Origin of the sequence: Flavivirga spongiicola (genome assembly GCF_030540825.1) — a bacterium.
Lineage (GTDB): Bacteria > Bacteroidota > Bacteroidia > Flavobacteriales > Flavobacteriaceae > Flavivirga > Flavivirga spongiicola.
The window spans coordinates 3908029-3927714 of record NZ_JAUOEO010000001.1; the positions used below are offsets into that span (position 1 = coordinate 3908029).

Sequence of the window (19686 nt, forward strand, 5' to 3'; positions counted from 1 at the left end):
ACTAAAAAGAATTTAATATATAAATAACAAAGAAACTATTTACTCTTTTTTTCGTGTTGTTCTACAATGGTGATGGCAGCAATTAAATCTTTAACCTCTAGGTTTTCTATATCTTCATCGACATAAAAAGGAGCAAACTTATCGTTATTGTAATTGTATATTTTCCAACGATTAAATTGATATTCGAGGGCTGTGAAATTTTCAACCCAATCCCCTGAATTTAAATACATCGTTTTACCATGTTTATTTTCTATATATGCCATCTTTGGTTGATGTATATGTCCACAGATTACATAATCATAACCATTTTCGATGGCCAGGTCAGAAATGACTTCTTCATAATCATTAATATACTTGATAGCACCTTTAACACCATTCTTTATCTTTTTAGATAACGAATAGCGTTCTTTTCCACGTTTTTCTAAATACCAATTTATCAAACGGTTAAGAAGAGTTAGTAAATCGTAGCCATAACCACCAAGTTTAGCAAGCCATTTGGCATTTTGTATAGAAACATCAAAAACATCCCCATGAAAAAACCAAGCCTTTTTGCCATTTAATTCTAAAACAAGCTTATCAACAATAGAGACATTACCAATGGTTGTATTGCTAAATTTACGCAACATTTCGTCATGGTTTCCAGTTATGTAAATAATATCAACACCATTAGAGGCCATATCCATAATCTTCTTAATAACTTTTAAATGCGATTTAGGGAAGTAACGTTTACTAAATTGCCATATATCAATAATATCACCATTTAAAATCAATTTCTTTGGTTCAATACTATTTAAATAAGTGAGAAGGTGTTTAGCATGACAGCCATAAGTTCCAAGATGAACATCAGAGATTACTGCGACTTCTATTTTACGTTTAATTTTCAATAATAGTGTCTTAAGGTTATTTTACAAATTACAGGTTTTTATATTATCTTATAATTATCTAAATATCAGCATTATGTTAAACAATTGTTAGGTAGTTTATTACAATAATCAATGTTTATACACTATTTTACTTTCATAATTTATAAGAACAGATTGAAAAATTTTATTGGGCTAGCTTCGTATTATTTATTTAGAATTATCATTACAAAGAGGTGACATTAAGAGAAATCGAAGTGAAAATAGAAATCTAAAATAAAAGGTATAGATATATAAATCCACATGTATTAAAAAATACCATATATGGCTTAGTATTTAGGGCAGATGATTTCGAAAAAAGCTTTATTTTAGCGACAAAATTTTATTTATGGCAGGCAATTCTTTTGGAAAACTATTTAATTTAACAACATATGGAGAATCTCATGGACCAGCTTTAGGAGGTGTAATTGATGGGTGCCCTCCTGGAATTGAGTTAGATTTAGAAGCCATTCAAAATGAACTTGATAGAAGAAAACCTGGTCAATCTGCTATAGTGACACAACGAAAAGAACCAGATACAGTTAAATTCCATTCAGGCATTTTTGAAGGTAAAACGACTGGTACTTCAATTGGTTTTGTTATTGAAAATACCAACCAAAAATCTCATGATTACACGCATATAAAAGATAGTTATAGACCAAGTCATGCCGATTATGTATACGATAAGAAATATGGTTTTAGAGACTATCGTGGTGGTGGACGAAGTTCAGCAAGAGAAACCGCATGTCGTGTGGTTGCTGGTGCCATTGCCAAACAAATGCTAAAAGGCATTGAAATTACGGCCTATGTTTCCGGTGTTGGTACTATGAAACTTGAGAAGCCATACACCGAAATAGACTTAACAAAGATAGAATCAAATATTGTAAGATGTCCAGATCAAGCTATGGCAGCAAATATGGAAGCTTACATTAAAGAAGTACGTAGTAAGGGTGATACCGTTGGTGGTATTGTTAGTTGTGTCATTAAAAATGTCCCTGTTGGTTTAGGAGAGCCGGTGTTCGATAAATTACATGCAGAGCTCGGCAAAGCCATGCTTTCCATTAATGCCGTAAAAGGGTTTGAATACGGTAGTGGATTTGAAGGGAGTACGATGTATGGTAGCGATCATAATGATGCATTTAATAACGATGGTACTACAAAAACTAACTTTTCTGGAGGTATTCAAGGCGGTATAAGTAACGGTATGGATATCTATTTTAATGTGGCTTTTAAACCCGTAGCTACACTTATTCAGAAATACGAAACTATAGATAAAGAAGGAAATACTGTCGAAATGCAAGGTAAAGGACGTCACGACCCATGTGTGGTTCCAAGAGCCGTGCCTATTGTAGAAGCGATGGCGGCATTGGTTTTAGCTGATTTTTATTTACTAAATAAAATGTATAATTAGTAGCTATTTATTAACCTTCTCTATTATCCTTTTAAAAGCATATTAATGAAAAAATTGGACTAGATATATTGGGTAGAGTCGTATTGTGTACAATCTGTTAATTTATTACCAATTCAATTGGAATTTACATTTGGTTTTAAAGGTCTAGGCAAAAAAACTTATCTTGCTTTGAAAATTTACAAGTAATTATATAGAAATATTATTATATGAAAAAACTGGCATTACACTGGAAGATTATTATAGGAATGGTTCTTGGAATCATTTTTGGTTTTATTATGAATTCTGTTGGAGGAAAAGATTTTGTAAGCGATTGGATTTCACCATTTGGAACCATTTTTATAAACTTACTTAAGCTTATTGCAGTACCATTAATTTTAGCCTCATTAATAAAAGGGATTTCAGACTTAAAAGATATTTCTAAGATTAAAACGATGGGATTACGTACTATTGGTATATACATGGCTACCACTTTGGTTGCTATAATTATAGGCTTAAGTATCGTGAATACAATAAAGCCAGGAGAGGGTATGTCACAAGATACCATTGAAAAAATTAAATCAAAATATGCGAGTGATGAAGGGGTTGCTGATAAACTTACAAAAGCATCTGTACAAAAAGATGCAGGACCATTACAGTCGCTAGTTGATATTTTTCCAAGTAATATATTTAAAGCATTGGGAGACGCAAAGATGCTTCAGGTCATCTTCTTTGCATTATTTGTTGGTATTTGTTTATTGTTAATTCCTGAAAAAAAGGCAAAACCTTTAGTGAATTTTTTCGATTCGTTAAACGAAGTCGTCATGAAAATGGTGGATTTAATTATGCTTTTTGCGCCTTATGCGGTATTTGCTTTAATGGCTAATGTAATTATCGCTTTTGATGATACCGAAATACTTCTTAAGCTATTAAACTATGCCTTATGTGTTGTTGGAGGCTTAATGTTAATGATTGGTTTTTACCTTATTTTAGTAAGTATTTATACTAAAAAATCGCCTATGTGGTTTTTAAAAGAAATAAGTCCGGCACAGCTATTAGCCTTTTCTACCAGTAGTAGTGCAGCAACCTTACCAGTAACCATGGAGCGTGTAGAAGAACATATTGGTGTAGATAAAGAAGTGTCTGGATTTGTTTTACCAGTTGGAGCTACAGTTAATATGGACGGAACAAGTTTATATCAAGGTATTGCGGCCGTATTTATCATGCAGGTTATTTGGCCAGAGGGCTTGACATTCACGAATCAATTAGTCATAATTGCTACGGCATTATTAGCATCCATAGGTAGTGCAGCAGTGCCAAGTGCAGGTATGGTCATGTTGGTTATCGTTTTGGAATCTATTGGCTTTCCAGCAGAATTATTACCAATAGGATTAGCACTTATTTTTGCAGTGGACAGACCGTTAGATATGTGTAGAACAACTGTGAATGTAACAGGAGATGCTACCGTTGCTATGATGGTTGCCAAATCTTTAGGTAAACTGCATGAACCAAAGCCCAAAGAATGGGATGATAATTATGAAAAAGTGAAAGGATAGTTTTTGTTAAGCCGATATGAGGTATGATTGAGACATCACATCATATTTGCAGAGTAATGATTATTCAACTTAAAACATACGCTTTAGTGCGTTTACAAGAAAATAATGAATTCTAACATGTCAATATCATCACCTATTGTCTCAGTAAAATGGCTTCAAAATAATATAGAAGCAAGTAATCTTATCATTTTAGATGGTACTATAAATAAAGTATTTGATACATCACAAATTCAAATACCTAATGCACGATTTTTTGATATTAAAAAGAAATTTAGTGAAGCTAATGCACCATTTCCCAGTACGTTTCCAACACAGGAACAATTTCAAAAAGAAGCTAGAGCTTTAGGGGTAAATAAAAATAGTGTTATCGTCGTTTATGATGATAAGGGTATTTATTCAAGTGCTCGTGTTTGGTGGCTATTTAAGGCTTTTGGATATTATAATGTAGCTGTTTTAAACGGCGGGTTTCCAGCCTGGAAAAAAGCGAACTATGATACTGAAGCTATGAAAAACTATGATGGTGAACTTGGTGATTTTGAAGCCAATTACAAACCAGAATGCATGACCTTTTTTGAGAGCATGAAACAGGCTTCAAAAAATAAAACATACCATATTATTGATGCACGATCAGAAGGTCGATTTAAGAGCCAGGAGCCAGAACCCAGAGAGGGTTTGCGAATGGGAACTATTCCTAATTCGGTGAATTTACCTTTTACAGACTTGTTGGGTGCTGGGGAATTAAAATCTAAAAAAGATATTGAGAAAGCTTTAGCGGAAATAGCGTATAATAAAGATGACGCTATTATTTTTTCCTGTGGTTCGGGTATCACAGCATGTATATTGGCCTTAGGAGCCAATATCTCCGGTTATAAAAACATATCAGTTTATGATGGTTCCTGGACCGAGTGGGGGAGTTTGGTTAATGAGTAAGACATAGGAGAAGCTTTCTCTGTGCTTTTTTCTATAGTTTTATATGTTATGCTACAGGAGTTTCAAAAATTAGAATAATTTTACTTCTTTATAATACATAATTACTCCACAATAATTCTTTTAATACTAGCGGTATCGTTTTCAGTTTTTATAATTACAAAATAGGTTCCAGAAGGTAAATTAAAATCTAGTTTCTGATTCAAATTTGTATTGAAATATTTTTTCACACTTCTACCTGTAATATCATTGATACTAATTTCTTTAATATCTAAATCTAAATTATTTTTTATAAAGAAATGGTCCTTGGAAGGGTTTGGATATAACTGAATATTCTTGGTATCAGCCATATCTTTTACATTCAAGGTGTTTTTTGGTTCTGAAGTTATTTCAACAATCCAGCCTCCAGGAGAGCCGTCCCACCAACTTTCTACGGTCTCTGGGATATAACCAAAAGCACGGCTATTTGAGAATGAGAAGTTAAAAGTTAAACAACCACTATCGTTATCGGCTTTTATAACAGTTTCATCATGAATAAATGGTATTTCCCAATTAGTAGAAAAAAGCACTGTATTTTCATCTTTAGTGCTATTATTATTGAAAACAGTAAAGGGATCTCCCCCTGAGTATTGAGGGATTTTTAAGCGCTTTATTGTCGCTACAACTCTGTCTTCTGATGAGTTTGGATAAATGGTTGTGTTTTCAAGTTGCCCCACTATAGTCCAAAGTTTTCTTTGTTTCATTTGTCCAGAGGAATTCGCATGATATATTCCTGTATTAACTAAATTAGCAGTTGTTTTAATGAGTTTTGGTACCGGGAAGGTATTGGTAAACCCATCAGGACATATCGTTGTAATATAGAATTCGTATTCTGTATCTTCGTATAAATCATCAAGAATAATAGAATAATAAATCAAATTTGGATCAAAACGGTTGTTTTCTGTATTATAAGTATGATAAGGTCTGCGAAGTCCTGACTCCAAAAATTGCCTGTTACTATCAAATTCTTTTGTAATACCAGTTCCCAAAGTAAAACCAAGAGGACCATATTCAACCTTATATGTTGTGCTTTCGTCATTTTTTTCCCAAATAAGCTCCACTTCTTTATGACTCACCCTTTGAAACAAAAATTCTTTTTCATTTGTTGTTTCGCAAGTAGGTTTAGGCTCACTATATACTTTTGCTTCCCAATATGAAGTGCCATCTATATTTTGAAAATAGGATATAGACCCATCTTCTTTTTCAGAAACTACAGGGTATAAATTAGAGTCATGGTTAAAAACATAACAACTGTAATAGTTATATGTTTTTAGTTCATTTAAGAAATTAACCACGACTTCACTTTTCCAGGTGCTCTGATTATATGGTTCAATATTGAAATGGGTAAATTCAATTCTAATTCTTTCCCCATTATTGTTGGGATATATTGTCCTTATTTCATCATTAGAAGTTAATAAGACACCGTTTGAGAAGTCTTTCCTTGTTTTTTCTTTGTAAACAGGAGCATAATCATTGAAGTTACCGTTGCCACATTTTGAAGATATATAGAAATCATATACTGTATCAGGAGATAAGTCTGTGATACTGATATTTTCATTATTAGTGTCTTTTACGATCCCATTCCCTCTAATAAAACCAGCAGGGCCATATTCAATTTTCCATTCGGACACATCCGTTTCAGACTCCCAGGTTAAGTTTATTTCCTGATGGGTAAAATTGGTTGTTGAAATATTGAAAGGTTCACTACAATCAGGGATTAACTCACTGATTATATCAGCTTCCCAACCTCTTGAAAAATACCTTGAATACGAATCATTGCCAATGTATTCTATTGTGATAGCTCCATTTGGATCATCAGAAGAAAATGAATAACCTTTCGTCTCAAAATCACTTGTGGTTTTTAGCTGTACAATTGGTTCTGAATCTGTATTAGTGCCACTATATATTTTTAAAGAATTGTAATGGTAACTAGTCATTAACTCAATATAATCAAAAGTAATACGAATTCTTTCTCCATCATCTTTCGGATATATGGTTGTAATTTTCGTTTGATTTTCCGGAATATTATTGTCCACGCCACCATCATCAGTAAACTTATCTCCTCCAAAATAATTAGGGGTTGTTTTAAAAGTTAGTGGTTCAACATATATATTATTCTGACCTCCTGCAGCACATACCGTAGTAATATAAGCCTGGTATGACGTTGATTTACTAAGATTAATGAGCGTGATAAAATCTTCATTCGTTTGTACTATGGTACCTGTTCCTCTTTCAAAACCTTCTAATCCATACTCTATACTGTAACTATCGCTTAAATTAGATGTTTTAGTCCAGTTTAACTCACATTGATTATGGGTTAATTTAGAGGCTTTAACTTGAAAATTTGTGGCTTCTTCACAGTTAGGAGTTGGTTCACAAGTTATGTCTATGTCCCATTTGATGTCAGAGTAATTATAATGATTATTTTTAATATCAAAGAAAATGACATTACTATTTCCTGAGGAAACAAACTCACCTGGAGGTAAATTACGGCGCAAATGCCTTAGTAAAGGGCTATTTGAATCGGGACCATCATATATTTTAATTTCCTCATAACTTGTAAGCCGTATTGAGTTTACTTTTATTCGAGCCCTTGTATTGTCCCTTAGGTATATATATTTATCCCTTGTATATTGATAGTCGGTATAAATTTTATCTTTACCTCCTCTGTCATATATTTTACCTTCACTACAATAATCAACATTTGTTTTTTTTGAGAATGGCCCTTTTGGGCTACTAAAACGATCACCACACTTATTCCTTAAATAAAAGTCATATTCAGTATCGTTCTCCAGATTTCCAAGAATAATATCTTTTGAAGCGTAATTTTGTGTAGTACCCTCACCAGGTGTAAAGCCTTTTAATCCATATTCCAGCTGCCACTCTTCATTAAGATCAGGATCAATATTTACCCCGGTTAATTCTATTTGATTTAATTTATAAGCATCAAGTCTTCTAAAGGAAATAGTTGATTCACAAAAAGGTTTTGTAGAAACAGAAGGGATTTTATTTGTATCACTTAAGCTTAAGTCTTCGCATTCTTCAGTTAGGTAAAAATCATATTCTGTCAACTCATTTAAGGATGATATTTCTATTGTATTTGAATAAGTGTTAACTTTTTCACCTGTACCCATTATAAAATCTTTAGGACCATATTCTATAAATGTACGGTTAGCTGTGCTTTTTGTCCATCTTAACGTGATTGAATTATAGGTAATACTTGTAGGAGAAACAAACCTGGGTGCATTGCATTGTGGTTTGTCAATGCAAGTAATTTTTCCTACCCAACCAATAGCATTGTTTTGTGAATTATTTGATTCAAATTGAACATATAGTTCGCCATTTGCTGCTTTAGAAGTGATGGGTTCTGTGGGTAGCGAGTTATTGTCGTACTCTGCAATAGGATTTCCAAGAGCGTAACTACCTTGCCAAATTTTTAATGTAGCATTGGGTGATAACTCAAATACATCAAAATCTAAAACTATTCTTTGATCAGGAGAATTTGGTCTAATATTGTAAGATTCATAATGTTCGCCTACGTAATTTTCATTAAAACCAGGGTCTAAAAACAGATCTCCGTTACAGTAATCTGCAATGGTTATATCTTGGTAAACATCAGATGTTGTAGGTGTGCTTCCGCATTTATTTGTTACATAAAAATCATACGGCGTATTAGAGTTTAAATTGTTGATTTGCAAAGCAACATATGAACTCGAAATTTTAGTTCCGGTTCCAGGGCTGAAGTTTCTAGGGCCGTATTCTATTTCAAAATTACCTGTCAACGCATTGTTTCCTGAGTTCCAGGTTAATGTTATAGAATTGGTTGTTTTAGTATTAGTACTTAGTTGGTATGGCTTAGGACATTGAGCACTTCCTATAAAACCTATAAAGATTAGAATAATAAATAGTAGTAGCTTTTTTTTCATATCAGCTTTTAATGAATCTAGTATGTTATTTAAGCTCGAGGATTTTTCGTGGAAAAATCTGATTTAGCAAAGAAAATTATTCTTTTTTTACTAAATTTAAAATACCAAATGAGCAAAAAAATGTTATAGTTTTTCGAATTAGCAAATGTATTTAGTCCCACCTAAAAAACCATCAAGGATTTTATATATTCGATGTTATGCTCTTTAGTATAGATATAATGCTATTTAGATTACAAAGTTTTTTTACTATAAGAATAAACCTAAGTTTTCTAACGTTTATAATTCAATAAAATTTAACAGACTTTCCACTAAGTGCTAAGTAAAAGCTTTTGATTTTGTTTTTTTTAGTTCGAAAGTAAAAATTGAGAGCATTAACCTAGTAGACTTTTAATTGTTTTGAAAGTATTTGTTGTTATGTGAGTATATATTTATGTAATCATACCTAAAAGCTTCAGAAATTCATTGGTAAAGGCTTTTTCTTATCTGGTACGCCACTAGTAAAACCAGTCTTTAGATTAGTCTTATTGGTCTTGCCTATGAAACGTAGCGTGTAAAAAGACACTAACGTTTTTTTGAGCTTAACTTTATGCCCTATTCTTTGGGAGTGCTCAAAGCTTTATAAAACACTTGTTGAAGTGCTCCCCGAATGTTCAGCTTATATAGATTTCTGTTTTCACGGGTTGGATAGACCCGATTGGAAAGAAAAACAAATACCAATTGGTGTTTTGGATCTGCCCAAACGAAGGTGCCTGTAAAACCACTATGCCCAAAACTTTGTTCACTTGCTTCGGGTGCTGGGTAGGCTTCATTCAAATTGAGCTCCGCATTTTTGATTAAGGGTTTGTCAAAACCTAAACCCCTTCTGTTTTCATTTTTTGGATATTGTATTTTGGTAAATTCCCTTAAGGTAGCTTCAGAAATAAACCTATGGCCATTAAGGACTCCAAAGTTTTGATACATCTGCATCAATTTGGCCAAATCGTTAGCAGTTCCAAAAAGTCCAGCATTACCCGAAATACCACCCAAAAGGGAGGCATTTTCATCATGGACCCAACCTTGGGTCAGTGTATGTCGATAAAGGGTATCTATTTCTGTGGGAACAATCTTATTGGTTTGGTTTTTTGTTTTTGGATTAAAGCCCAAGGTAAAGGCTTTTAAAGGATGATAAAAGTGCTCTGTGATATAACGCTCATAGGATTGTCCAGTCAATTGCTCAATAAGTTTTGGGAAAATCAAAAAGGCTAGTCCTGAATATTTATACTTTTTTTCGGTACTTACTTTAGATTTATTGATCATGCGATACATTTTGAGATTGAAGTTGTTTTTTACAAACAGGTGGTCAAACGCTTGTTTTTTGAACTTGAAATTCGGTGTTGTGCGGACAAACCTTTTCTTGAGTTTTCCATTTTTCTTAATCACTACATTCAAAAAAATAATATAGGGTACTAATCCTGCTTGGTGCGCAAGTATTTCCCTTAGAGTCATATCCTTCTTGTCCTCAATTTTTTTCCATGGTTTCCAATAGGTGCTAAAAGGTTGGTCCAAATTTAATTTACCATTGTCAACTAATTTCATAATCGCTGGCAAAGGGCCTGCTATTTTAGTAACAGAAGCAAGATCGTAAATATCATTATTGGCTACAGCCTGTATGTTATTGTAGGTGTGATAACCGTAGCTTTCATGAAATACGATGGTACCGTTTTTAGCTACCAAAACCTGTGCCCCTGGGAAAGCGTTATTTTTTATACCATTCGTTATAATAGAATCAACCTTAGAATAGACGTAAGTTGAATCAATACCCATTTTCGAAAGTGGGGTATAGGACATGCCTTCTTCTTTATTAATGTTCAAGGCAATAGGTGTATCCTCCTGACAGTAGGCGTTTATAAACAATAAACCAGTAAGTATAAAAAATAATTTATTCATAGATTCACCATATGATTAATTCTTATTTTTAATGGATTCCTTTCCTGCTTAAATATATTCAGCGCAAGTTGCAGAAAGTATATGTTAACAAGTCATGAGTTTATTACTCCAAAAACTTACTCTTTAATTCGGGAGTAGGAATCATACAAGCATCTTTTTTACCGTACCATTTATAACGATTTTTTGCAATGTAATCGTAAACCCAATTTCGAATAAATGGTGGAATAATAAAAAACACACCCATCAAACTTTGTGGAAATCCTAAATACTTTGCAATTTTTAAAGCCGCAGTAGATTTTGAAACTAAGCTATTTTCCGGCGTGTATAATAATATAGAATCGGTCTTTTCTGTATCTATATTAAATCGTTTAATTAAATCTTTGCCAATATCGCTTTGCAAAGCCGTAAACATGAATATATTCTTTTTATCATGTTTTATAACATATTGTACACTGCTGTTACAAAGGTTGCAAACACCATCAAATAGGATAAGTTTTTTATGTTTTGGTAAAGAAAAAGACATAGAACAAAGATACCACTTTAAAAGTTTCAGATTCAAAAACCTGATATAGGTTGCTATTTTTTAGCTTCTACGAGTTCCAATTGATCCATACTAACATTGGTCGTAAATATACCGTAGTTTACAACCGCTTTGTTTTTTTCTATTTTATCGATGCTACCAACAGCACGACCATCTTCCATACGTACGCGATCTCCAATTTTTAAAATAGGTTTAGGTTTTGGAGCTTCAATGGCTTTTTTCTTGGCTTCTTTTTTCTTTTTGCGAATAACGGTTACCACTTTTTCGGCTTCCTTTTTTACTTGCTCTTCTTTTGCTTTTATGACTTTTTTCTGTTTGGCGGTCACTTTTTTACGCTTAGAGTTTTCAATTTGAACCACCTTAAAAAGCTCCGCCATGAGCTCACGTTTTTGTTTGTTATCGAAGTATTTTTCGGCAATATCGTTCACTTTTTGTCCTAAATAAATAAGACGTTGGTTGCTATCGTAGAGCTCTTGATAACTTTCTAATTTCCTTTGAATTTTGGCATTAATTTCTTCAAGCTTATCGGCCTCTTCTATTTTTTTCTTCTCGTTTAGTTTTAACGATTGTCCTGTTTTTTCTAGACGAGAACGTTCCTTTTGAAGCTTAGCAATCGTAGCGTCAAAACGTACTTTACTGCGTTCAATTTTCTTTTTAGCGCGATTTATTAAGCTATAAGGAATACCATTTTTTTGTGCCACTTCAAAAGTAAACGAACTTCCGGCTTGTCCAATAACCAATTTAAAAAGAGGTTCTAGTGTACGTTCATCAAAAAGCATATTCGCATTAAGCATATGTGGCAATTCGTTTGCTAAAATCTTTAAATTAGAATAGTGCGTTGTTATGATACCAAATGCTTCTCTATGATAAAACTCTTCTAAAAACGTTTCGGCTAAAGCACCACCAAGTTCAGGATCACTACCTGTACCGAATTCATCAATTAAAAAAAGCGTATTCTTATTGCATTTCTTTAAAAAATAATTCATTTGTTTTAGACGATAGCTATATGTACTTAAGTGATTTTCAATAGATTGATTATCACCAATATCACTTAAGATCCTATCGAATAAACAAACTTTACTGCGTTCATGGACAGGAATTAGCAAGCCACTTTGTAACATCACTTGCAATAAACCAACTGTTTTAAGAGTAATACTTTTGCCTCCGGCATTAGGGCCAGAGATGACTATGATTCTGCTGTCTTGTTTTAATTCTATAGTTTGCGGAAAGGTGGTTTCTTTTTTTTCTAAATTGTTTAAATATAAAAGTGGGTGATAAGCATCTCTCAAAAACATACTTCTGTTTTCAGATATTTCGGGAAGAATAGCATTCATAGATCGTGCATACTTCGCTTTTGCTGAAATAACATCCATATTTATTAAGAACGTTTGGTAGTTTTCTAATAATGGTAAAAATGGACGTATGTAATTGGTAAGGTCTTTTAAAATACGAATAACCTCTTCTTGTTCTTCGTATTCTAAATTATTGAGTTCCCGTGAGTGCTGTAAAGTCGTTTCAGGTTCTATATAAACAATACTACCTGTTTTACTTCCACCCATAATAGCACCTTTTACTTTACGGCGATACATAGCTTTTACAGCAAGTACACGTTTGTTATCTACTACAGATTCACGAATATCATCTAAATATTCAAGATTATGATAGGTAGTAAGGGCAGATGAAAAACTAGCATTTATTTTACCTTTTATCTTATTAATAGATTGACGTAACTCAAAAAGTAGGCTAGAGGCATTGTCTTTTATATCTCCAAAGCGATCTACAATAGCATCTACTTTTTCGATAATTACTTTGGTAACTTCAATATGAGATGCATATTCGTTAAGCCTCGGATAATATTCCTCAAACTTTTTTAGATACCTAACGATGTCATTTGTTGTTAATGAAATTGAAACTATTTTTTTTAATGCATGTACTTCTAAATACGTGTTTTCAATACGTAATAGTTTAATTTCCTTTGAAATAGAATCAAAACCATGATTTGGAATACGGTTATCATTATAAAAAGACGACAAGTACTCATTGGTCAATTGTAAAGCACCTAGAAGCGCTTCCTTATTTTTGTAAGGACTTGTTAATAATGTTTTTTCGTTTCCTAGTGCTGTTACACAATGTTCACTTACTTGTTGCAGAACAGTTGAAAACTCTAGATCTTTTAATGTTTTATCATGAATGTTTATCATGCGTTTTTTCATCAGGGGATAAGTGAGCAAAGTTAAAAATTCTATTTAATTAAGCCGCCGTTTTATAAGAAGTATATAAGCAGACTAAAACTCTTAAAATATGTTAATTAACAGTCAATCTTAATTCTTTAACAAAATGCTAACACCTGTGGATGCCATTTGTATATACCTTGAAAGGGGAATCAAAAATATGACTAAAATGAAAACTAACAATCTGACTACATTATTTATGTGTCTTTTGCTTACTTTAAGCTTTGACACATTTGCTCAATTAGATGCTCCTAGGGGCAGTCAAATGGCTAGCGTATCACAACGAGTTGGTATAACGAATATTTATGTTAAATATTCTAGACCTAGTGTGAATGATAGAGAGGTCTGGGGGAAATTAGTCCCTTATGGTATGAATAACTTGGGATTTGGAACTGCTAAAGAATCGCCTTGGAGAGCTGGAGCCAATGAAAATACCATTATTAAGTTTACTGATGATGTGAAAATTGAAGGAGAATCTCTTAAAGCTGGGAAATATGGGTTTCATGTCATTGTTAATGAAGATGATACTGCTACATTAATTTTTTCTAAAGATCATTCGGCTTGGGGAAGTTATTTTTATGAGCCATCGCAAGATGCTCTAAGAGTAAAAGTAACTACAAATACTATTTCGCATACAGAGTTATTAACTTATAGTTTTATAAGTGTTGATGCAACCTCGGCAGTGTTAGCCTTACAATGGGAAAAGAAACAGATACCATTTAAAATTGAGGTAGACGTTACTGATATTGTTTTGGCGAGTTTTAAAGAAGAATTTAAAGGGCAAGGAGGCTTTCAGCGTCAGAATTGGGAACAGGCTGCTGGTTATGCCTTGAATAATGGTGGCGACTTAAATGAAGCCTTGGGATGGATTGACGGTGCGATTGCTGGGCAGTTTTTCAGTCAAAAAACATTTAATAATCTTCAGATAAAATCTCAAATACTTTCAAAACTTGGGAAAGAAGCCGAAGCTTTTGCTGCCATGGACGAAGCTTTAGAGTTTGCTACTATTATTCAGATGCATCAATACGGTAGAACGCTTATTGGTCAAGGAAAAAAAGAGAAAGCACTAGAAGTTTTTAAATTAAATGCACAAAAGAATAAAGGTACCTGGCCTGTACACTATGGTTTAGCCCGTGGGTATTCTGCATTAGGAAACCATTCAAAAGCCTTAACGCATTTAAAAAAGGCCTTGACTAATGCGCCTAATGATGCTTCTAAAGGACGTGTACAAGCTAATATTGATAAATTGGAAAAAGGAGAAGATATTAATTAAAGATTATCATCAATCAAACAACTAACAGCTACTTAAGGGGTTGTCTAAAAAGTGTTATTCTGAATGACAAAATATATTACTTTTTAGAAAGCCTCTTTTTTATCCATGTATGGTTTCGGTTTTTCCGTAGTTTTTTATAACAATACTTTCAAATTCTATGAGTTCTTTCCAGCGTTTATCAACGTCAATATCTTTTCCGTATTTGCGAGCAAACCCTATAAACGTTGTATAATGTCCTGCCTCGCTAATCATTAAGTCATGATAGAATTTAGAAAGTTCAGGGTCATTTATTTTTTCTGATAATAGTTTAAAACGTTCGCAGCTTCTGGCTTCAATCATGGCAGAAAACAGAAGTCTATCTACCATGCTTTGTAGTCTATTGCCTCCTTTATTCATGAATTTATAAAGTTCGTTAACATAGCTGTCTTTGCGCTCTCTGCCTAGTTTGTAACCACGTTTTTTTATAATATCATGAACCATTTGGAAATGTTCCAGCTCTTCTTGGGCTAATACTAATAAATCGGTAACCAGATCAGTATATTCTGAGTTTAAAGTAATTATAGTGATCGCGTTAGAAGCAGCCTTTTGTTCACACCAGGCATGATCGGTTAGAATCTCCTCAATATTTGATTCTGCAATGTTTACCCAACGAGGATCTGTTTCTAGTTTTAAACCAAGCATATTTGTTTTTTTATGTAAAAGTAATATTATAAATAGCACCAACTAAAATTACGAGATGTAATTCCAGATGTTTTTGTATTTACCTAATGATTTATAGGTGTCTAAAATAACTTTATTGTTTGTAGAAGAGAGCGTAGCGTCAGTTTTAAGCACGTTCTTCGCGTGATGTCTCGCTAATTGTAGAATGTCATTATCTTTTATGATATCTGCAATTTTAAGGTTCAAAACACCGCTTTGCTGAGTGCCCATAATATCTCCAGGACCGCGTAAGCGTAGATCTACTTCGGCTATTTCAAAACCATCACTGGTTCTTACCATGGTTTCTAAACGGGTTTTACTATCATTACTAAGCTTGTGGCTTGTCATTAAAATACAATAGCTCTGCTCTGCACCACGTCCCACACGACCACGAAGCTGATGCAATTGTGATAAGCCAAAACGTTCTGCGCTTTCAATAATCATGACCGAGGCATTAGGTACGTTTACCCCAACTTCAATAACAGTAGTAGCCACCATAATTTGTGTTTCTCCTTTTATAAAGCGTTGCATTTCGTAATCTTTATCCGCAGGTTTCATTTTTCCATGAACTATGGATATTTGATAATCTGGTAATGGAAAATCTCTGGCAATACTTTCGTAACCATCCATCAAATCCTTATAATCCATTTTTTCGTTTTCTTGAATTAAAGGGTACACTATGTAAATTTGTCTTCCTTTTGTTATTTCGTCTCGAATAAATTTAAAAACATTTAATCGATTTTTATCATAACGATGTACTGTTTTTATGGACTGTCTGCCCGGTGGTAATTCATCAATAATTGAGATGTCTAAATCTCCGTAAACAGACATGGCCAACGTTCTGGGAATCGGTGTGGCGGTCATTACTAGAATGTGTGGGGGGATAGAAGCCCCACTAATCTCCCCAGAGGGGAGACTTTTTTTTGCTTCCTCCCTTTGGGAGGATTGAGGAGGGCCTCCTTTCTTCCATAATTTGCTTCGTTGTGCGACTCCAAATCGATGCTGTTCATCTATAATCGCAAGCCCCAAATTTTTAAATTTCACTTTATCTTCAAGTAGGGCATGGGTGCCAACAAGGATTTGTAAATCGCCATTTTCCAAGCTTTCATGAATTTTTTTTCTTTCTGAAGTTTTAGTTGAACCTGTTAGTTTTTTTATACTGATATTCAAGTTGTTGCATAATTCTAATAATCCATTGTAATGCTGGACTGACAAAATTTCAGTTGGAGCCATTAGACAAGCTTGAAAACCGTTGTCAAGTGCTATTAACATTGACATGAACGCGACTATGGTCTTGCCAGAACCTACATCTCCTTGTAATAGTCTATTCATTTGTGCGTTACTGCCCAAATCAGCACGAATCTCTTTTAAAACGCGCTTTTGTGCTCCCGTTAATTCGAAGGGTAAATGGGCTTTAAAAAAGGTGTTGAAATAGTTGCCAACCTTTTCAAAAGGAAAGCCTTTTATTTTTGATTTATGAACTAAGTTTTTGATGATAAGTTGTAGCTGAATATAAAATAATTCTTCAAATTTTAATCGAAATTGGGCTTTAGAAAGGAGCTCCTGACTCGTTGGAAAATGTACATTAAAAAGCGCTTCGCTTTTTGGGATTAGTTTGAGTTCGGTAAGTAAATTTTCAGATAGCGTTTCGGTGAATTTTTTACCTGTTTCCAAAAATAGTTGTTGCATGACTTTGCTCATCACACGATTTGTAATACCCTTATTTGATAGTTTCTCTGTTGAAGGGTATACCGGTTGCATGACAGAACGTAAATTTCCTTTATGTTCTTCTAGCCCCTCTATATCTGGGTGTGGCATATTAAACTTACCATTAAACCAATTGGTTTTTCCGAAAATCACATATGGCTTATTAAGTTTTAGGCTCTCACGTATCCATTTTTGTCCTCTAAACCAAACTAGCTCCATCGTACCAGTATCATCTTGAAAAGTTCCGACTAAGCGCTTACCTCGTTTTTGTGCTACTTCTTTAAAAGCTGTAATTTTCCCAATTATTTGAACGTCTGCATTGTTACGTTGTAGTCGATTAATTTTGTAATACTGAGTTCGATCTATATATCTGTTTGGAAATAAGTTAATTAAATCCTGATAGGTATGAATGCCTAATTCTTTTCGCAATAAATCAGCGCGGTTTGGACCGACGCCTTTTAAATAATCTATTGGTGTTTGAAGTTTTACAGACATAAAGGCGAATTTAATTAATTCTTACGAAAGTGGGAATCTTATCATATTGTAACTTTTCAGATTCTGAATTAAAGCATTATCTTGGTCTAATCCTTGCTATTATTTATATATGAAAAATCTACTGCTCCTTTTCTTTTTGCTTTTTGTATGTTTTGCAATATCTCAACAATCTGAATACGTTGATTTTAATACTGCTGAAGTAGAGTTAAACTTTAATGATGTTAATAAAGGTCAGGTAGCAGGTAAAGTGTTATATAAATATGATATTTTAAAAGATGTGGACTCTATTTACGTTGATGCAAGAAATATTTATCATTCAGAAACGTCAATTGGTGATGGTGTATGCGAGCATATTAATAACGGGAAGCATATTATAGTGAAAAATGAGTTTAAAGCGAATACATCTGGAGAATTACTTATCTCATGGATGACATTTCCGAAAAAAGCCATGTATTTTATAGATTGGGATTATGAAGACGGGAATAAACAAATATGGACACAAGGACAAGGAAAATACACAAGCAATTGGTTGCCGAGTATTGATGATATGAATGATAAAATTGAATTTGATTTATCCGTCACTTTTCATAAAGATTATGAGGTTATTTCGAACGGAAAGCTGACTAGTACTGATGATTATCATGGCGCAAAAAAATGGCACTACGATATGCAAAAACCGATGTCAAGCTACTTGGTTGCTTTAGCTATTGGTAAATACAATAAAAAAGTTGAATACTCAAAAAGTGGGATTCCTATAGAGATGTATTACTATCCGGAAGATTCTTTAAAATTTGAACCCACTTATCGTTACACCAAACACATGTTTGATTTTTTAGAAGAAGAAATTGGTGTTCCTTATCCGTGGCAAAATTACAAACAAGTACCGGTAAAAGATTTTTTGTATGCAGGTATGGAAAATACGAGTACTACTATTTTTTCTGACGCTTTTGTAGTTGATTCTATAGCCTTTGTTGATAAAAACTATGTAAATGTTAATGCGCACGAATTAGCACACCAATGGTTTGGCGATTTGGTTACCGAAACGTCTGGAACACACCATTGGTTGCAAGAAGGTTTTGCTACTTATTATGCTTTACTAGCAGAGCGAGAGGTGTTTGGGGATAATTATTACTATTGGAGGTTATATGAGTATGCTCAAGAGTTGTTGGAACAGCATAAGGCAAGACAAAGTACAGCGCTTTTAGACCCAAAATCGAGTAGTACCACATTTTATAAAAAAGGTGCCTGGGTATTACATATACTACGAGAAAAGGTAGGGGACGAGGCTTTTAAAACAGCAGTGAAAAACTATTTGAATAAAAATCAATTCAAAAACGTAGAAACGGATGATTTTATAAATGAAATAGAGCAGGCTAGTGGTCAGGATTTAGACACATTTGTGGATGTTTGGCTGGAAACTAAAAAATTTCATTATGATGCTGCTCTGGAGAGTCTTAAAAAGTCAGTTTTTATACAAGAATATTTAATGGTTGATTGTGAGGCTTATACGTCTAAGTGCAAGCAGTATTTATCATCTGGAATTTCGGATGAGGCTAAAGCAAAAGTCATTTCACAAATGCCAAATCGTTTACAAAAAGAAGATTTTAAGAATCCTGTAAAAGTGCGTCAGGCCATTGCTAAAACTTTGTATAAAGTCCCAGAAACACTCAAAAAAGAATACGAGACACTTCTTGATGATAAGTCTTATTTAACTGTTGAAGCGGCTTTATTTGGATTATGGAATAGTTTTCCAGAAGAACAAAATAAATACTTAGAAACAACCAAAGGTATTCAAGGGTTTAATGATAAAAATATTAGAATTCTTTGGTTAACACTTGCTTTAGTTACTGACGATTTTGAACCCGAAAACGACGAACTATATTTTAAAGAATTACTTGATTATACAAGCCCAAAATATGGTTTTGAAATCCGTCAGAATGCATTTAGATACTTGATGTGGATTAGTTCTTGCGGCGAAGAATGCCAAGAAAATTTGAAACAAGCCACAAAACATCATAATTGGCAATTTTCAAAATTTGCTAAAGAAATGCTAAAAGTTAAATAAGAAGAGTTCTAGGTA

General features: G+C 33.5%; 12 protein-coding genes. 5 read left to right on the top strand and 7 right to left on the bottom strand.

From position 1 onward, the window contains the following. Positions 1-35 precede the first annotated feature (35 nt). Entirely contained in the window at positions 36-884 is an 849-nt protein-coding gene (locus Q4Q47_RS15555; protein ID WP_303307557.1) for a UDP-2,3-diacylglucosamine diphosphatase, read from the bottom strand. Positions 885-1248: 364 nt separating this feature from the next. On the opposite strand from Q4Q47_RS15555, the gene aroC reads away from it, so the two are divergent. The 3 genes from aroC to Q4Q47_RS15570 all read left to right on the top strand — a co-directional run bounded on the left by aroC (position 1249) and on the right by Q4Q47_RS15570 (position 4772). Further along, positions 1249-2310, top strand: a complete 1062-nt coding sequence (aroC, locus tag Q4Q47_RS15560) for a chorismate synthase (protein ID WP_303307558.1) — start codon at positions 1249-1251, stop codon at positions 2308-2310. A gap of 206 nt (positions 2311-2516) precedes the next feature. Further along, positions 2517-3842 carry a dicarboxylate/amino acid:cation symporter gene (locus Q4Q47_RS15565; protein ID WP_303307559.1) on the top strand — a complete coding sequence of 442 codons (1326 nt, stop codon included), beginning with the start codon at positions 2517-2519 and terminating at the stop codon, positions 3840-3842. Positions 3843-3947: 105 nt separating this feature from the next. Further along, positions 3948-4772: a sulfurtransferase gene (locus tag Q4Q47_RS15570; RefSeq protein WP_303307560.1), complete on the top strand. Its 825-nt coding sequence runs from the start codon at positions 3948-3950 to the stop codon at positions 4770-4772. A 101-nt stretch (positions 4773-4873) separates the two neighbouring features. On the opposite strand, the gene Q4Q47_RS15575 is transcribed toward Q4Q47_RS15570, so the two are convergent. The 4 genes from Q4Q47_RS15575 to Q4Q47_RS15590 all read right to left on the bottom strand — a co-directional run bounded on the left by Q4Q47_RS15575 (position 4874) and on the right by Q4Q47_RS15590 (position 13402). Continuing rightward, on the bottom strand, positions 4874-8734 hold the full coding sequence (locus Q4Q47_RS15575; protein ID WP_303307561.1) for a fibronectin type III domain-containing protein: 3861 nt from the start codon (positions 8732-8734) through the stop codon (positions 4874-4876). Between the two features lie 591 nt (positions 8735-9325). After that, the gene (locus tag Q4Q47_RS15580; RefSeq protein ID WP_303307562.1) at positions 9326-10660 is read right to left on the bottom strand and encodes a serine hydrolase domain-containing protein; all 1335 of its coding nucleotides are present in this window, start codon (positions 10658-10660) and stop codon (positions 9326-9328) included. A 103-nt stretch (positions 10661-10763) separates the two neighbouring features. Then, the gene (locus tag Q4Q47_RS15585) at positions 10764-11183 is read right to left on the bottom strand and encodes a thiol-disulfide oxidoreductase DCC family protein (protein ID WP_303307563.1); all 420 of its coding nucleotides are present in this window, start codon (positions 11181-11183) and stop codon (positions 10764-10766) included. Between the two features lie 53 nt (positions 11184-11236). Continuing rightward, the gene (locus tag Q4Q47_RS15590; RefSeq protein WP_303308484.1) at positions 11237-13402 is read right to left on the bottom strand and encodes an endonuclease MutS2; all 2166 of its coding nucleotides are present in this window, start codon (positions 13400-13402) and stop codon (positions 11237-11239) included. A gap of 199 nt (positions 13403-13601) precedes the next feature. Here Q4Q47_RS15590 and Q4Q47_RS15595 point away from each other — a divergent pair, with 199 nt between their 5' ends. Beyond that, complete coding sequence (locus tag Q4Q47_RS15595) at positions 13602-14705, top strand: DUF2911 domain-containing protein (protein ID WP_303307564.1); 1104 nt, start codon at positions 13602-13604, stop codon at positions 14703-14705. Positions 14706-14804: 99 nt separating this feature from the next. Here the strand turns inward: Q4Q47_RS15595 and miaE are convergent, their stop codons facing one another. Both miaE and recG read right to left on the bottom strand, forming a co-directional pair. Further along, positions 14805-15386, bottom strand: a complete 582-nt coding sequence (gene miaE, locus Q4Q47_RS15600) for a tRNA-(ms[2]io[6]A)-hydroxylase (RefSeq protein ID WP_303307565.1) — start codon at positions 15384-15386, stop codon at positions 14805-14807. Positions 15387-15434: 48 nt separating this feature from the next. Then, positions 15435-17606 (bottom strand): ATP-dependent DNA helicase RecG, encoded by a 2172-nt coding sequence (gene recG / locus Q4Q47_RS15605; protein WP_303307566.1) that lies wholly within the window; start codon positions 17604-17606, stop codon positions 15435-15437. Between the two features lie 109 nt (positions 17607-17715). On the opposite strand from recG, the gene Q4Q47_RS15610 reads away from it, so the two are divergent. Continuing rightward, on the top strand, positions 17716-19671 hold the full coding sequence (locus Q4Q47_RS15610) for a M1 family metallopeptidase (protein WP_303307567.1): 1956 nt from the start codon (positions 17716-17718) through the stop codon (positions 19669-19671). The last annotated feature ends 15 nt before the right edge of the window (positions 19672-19686 follow it).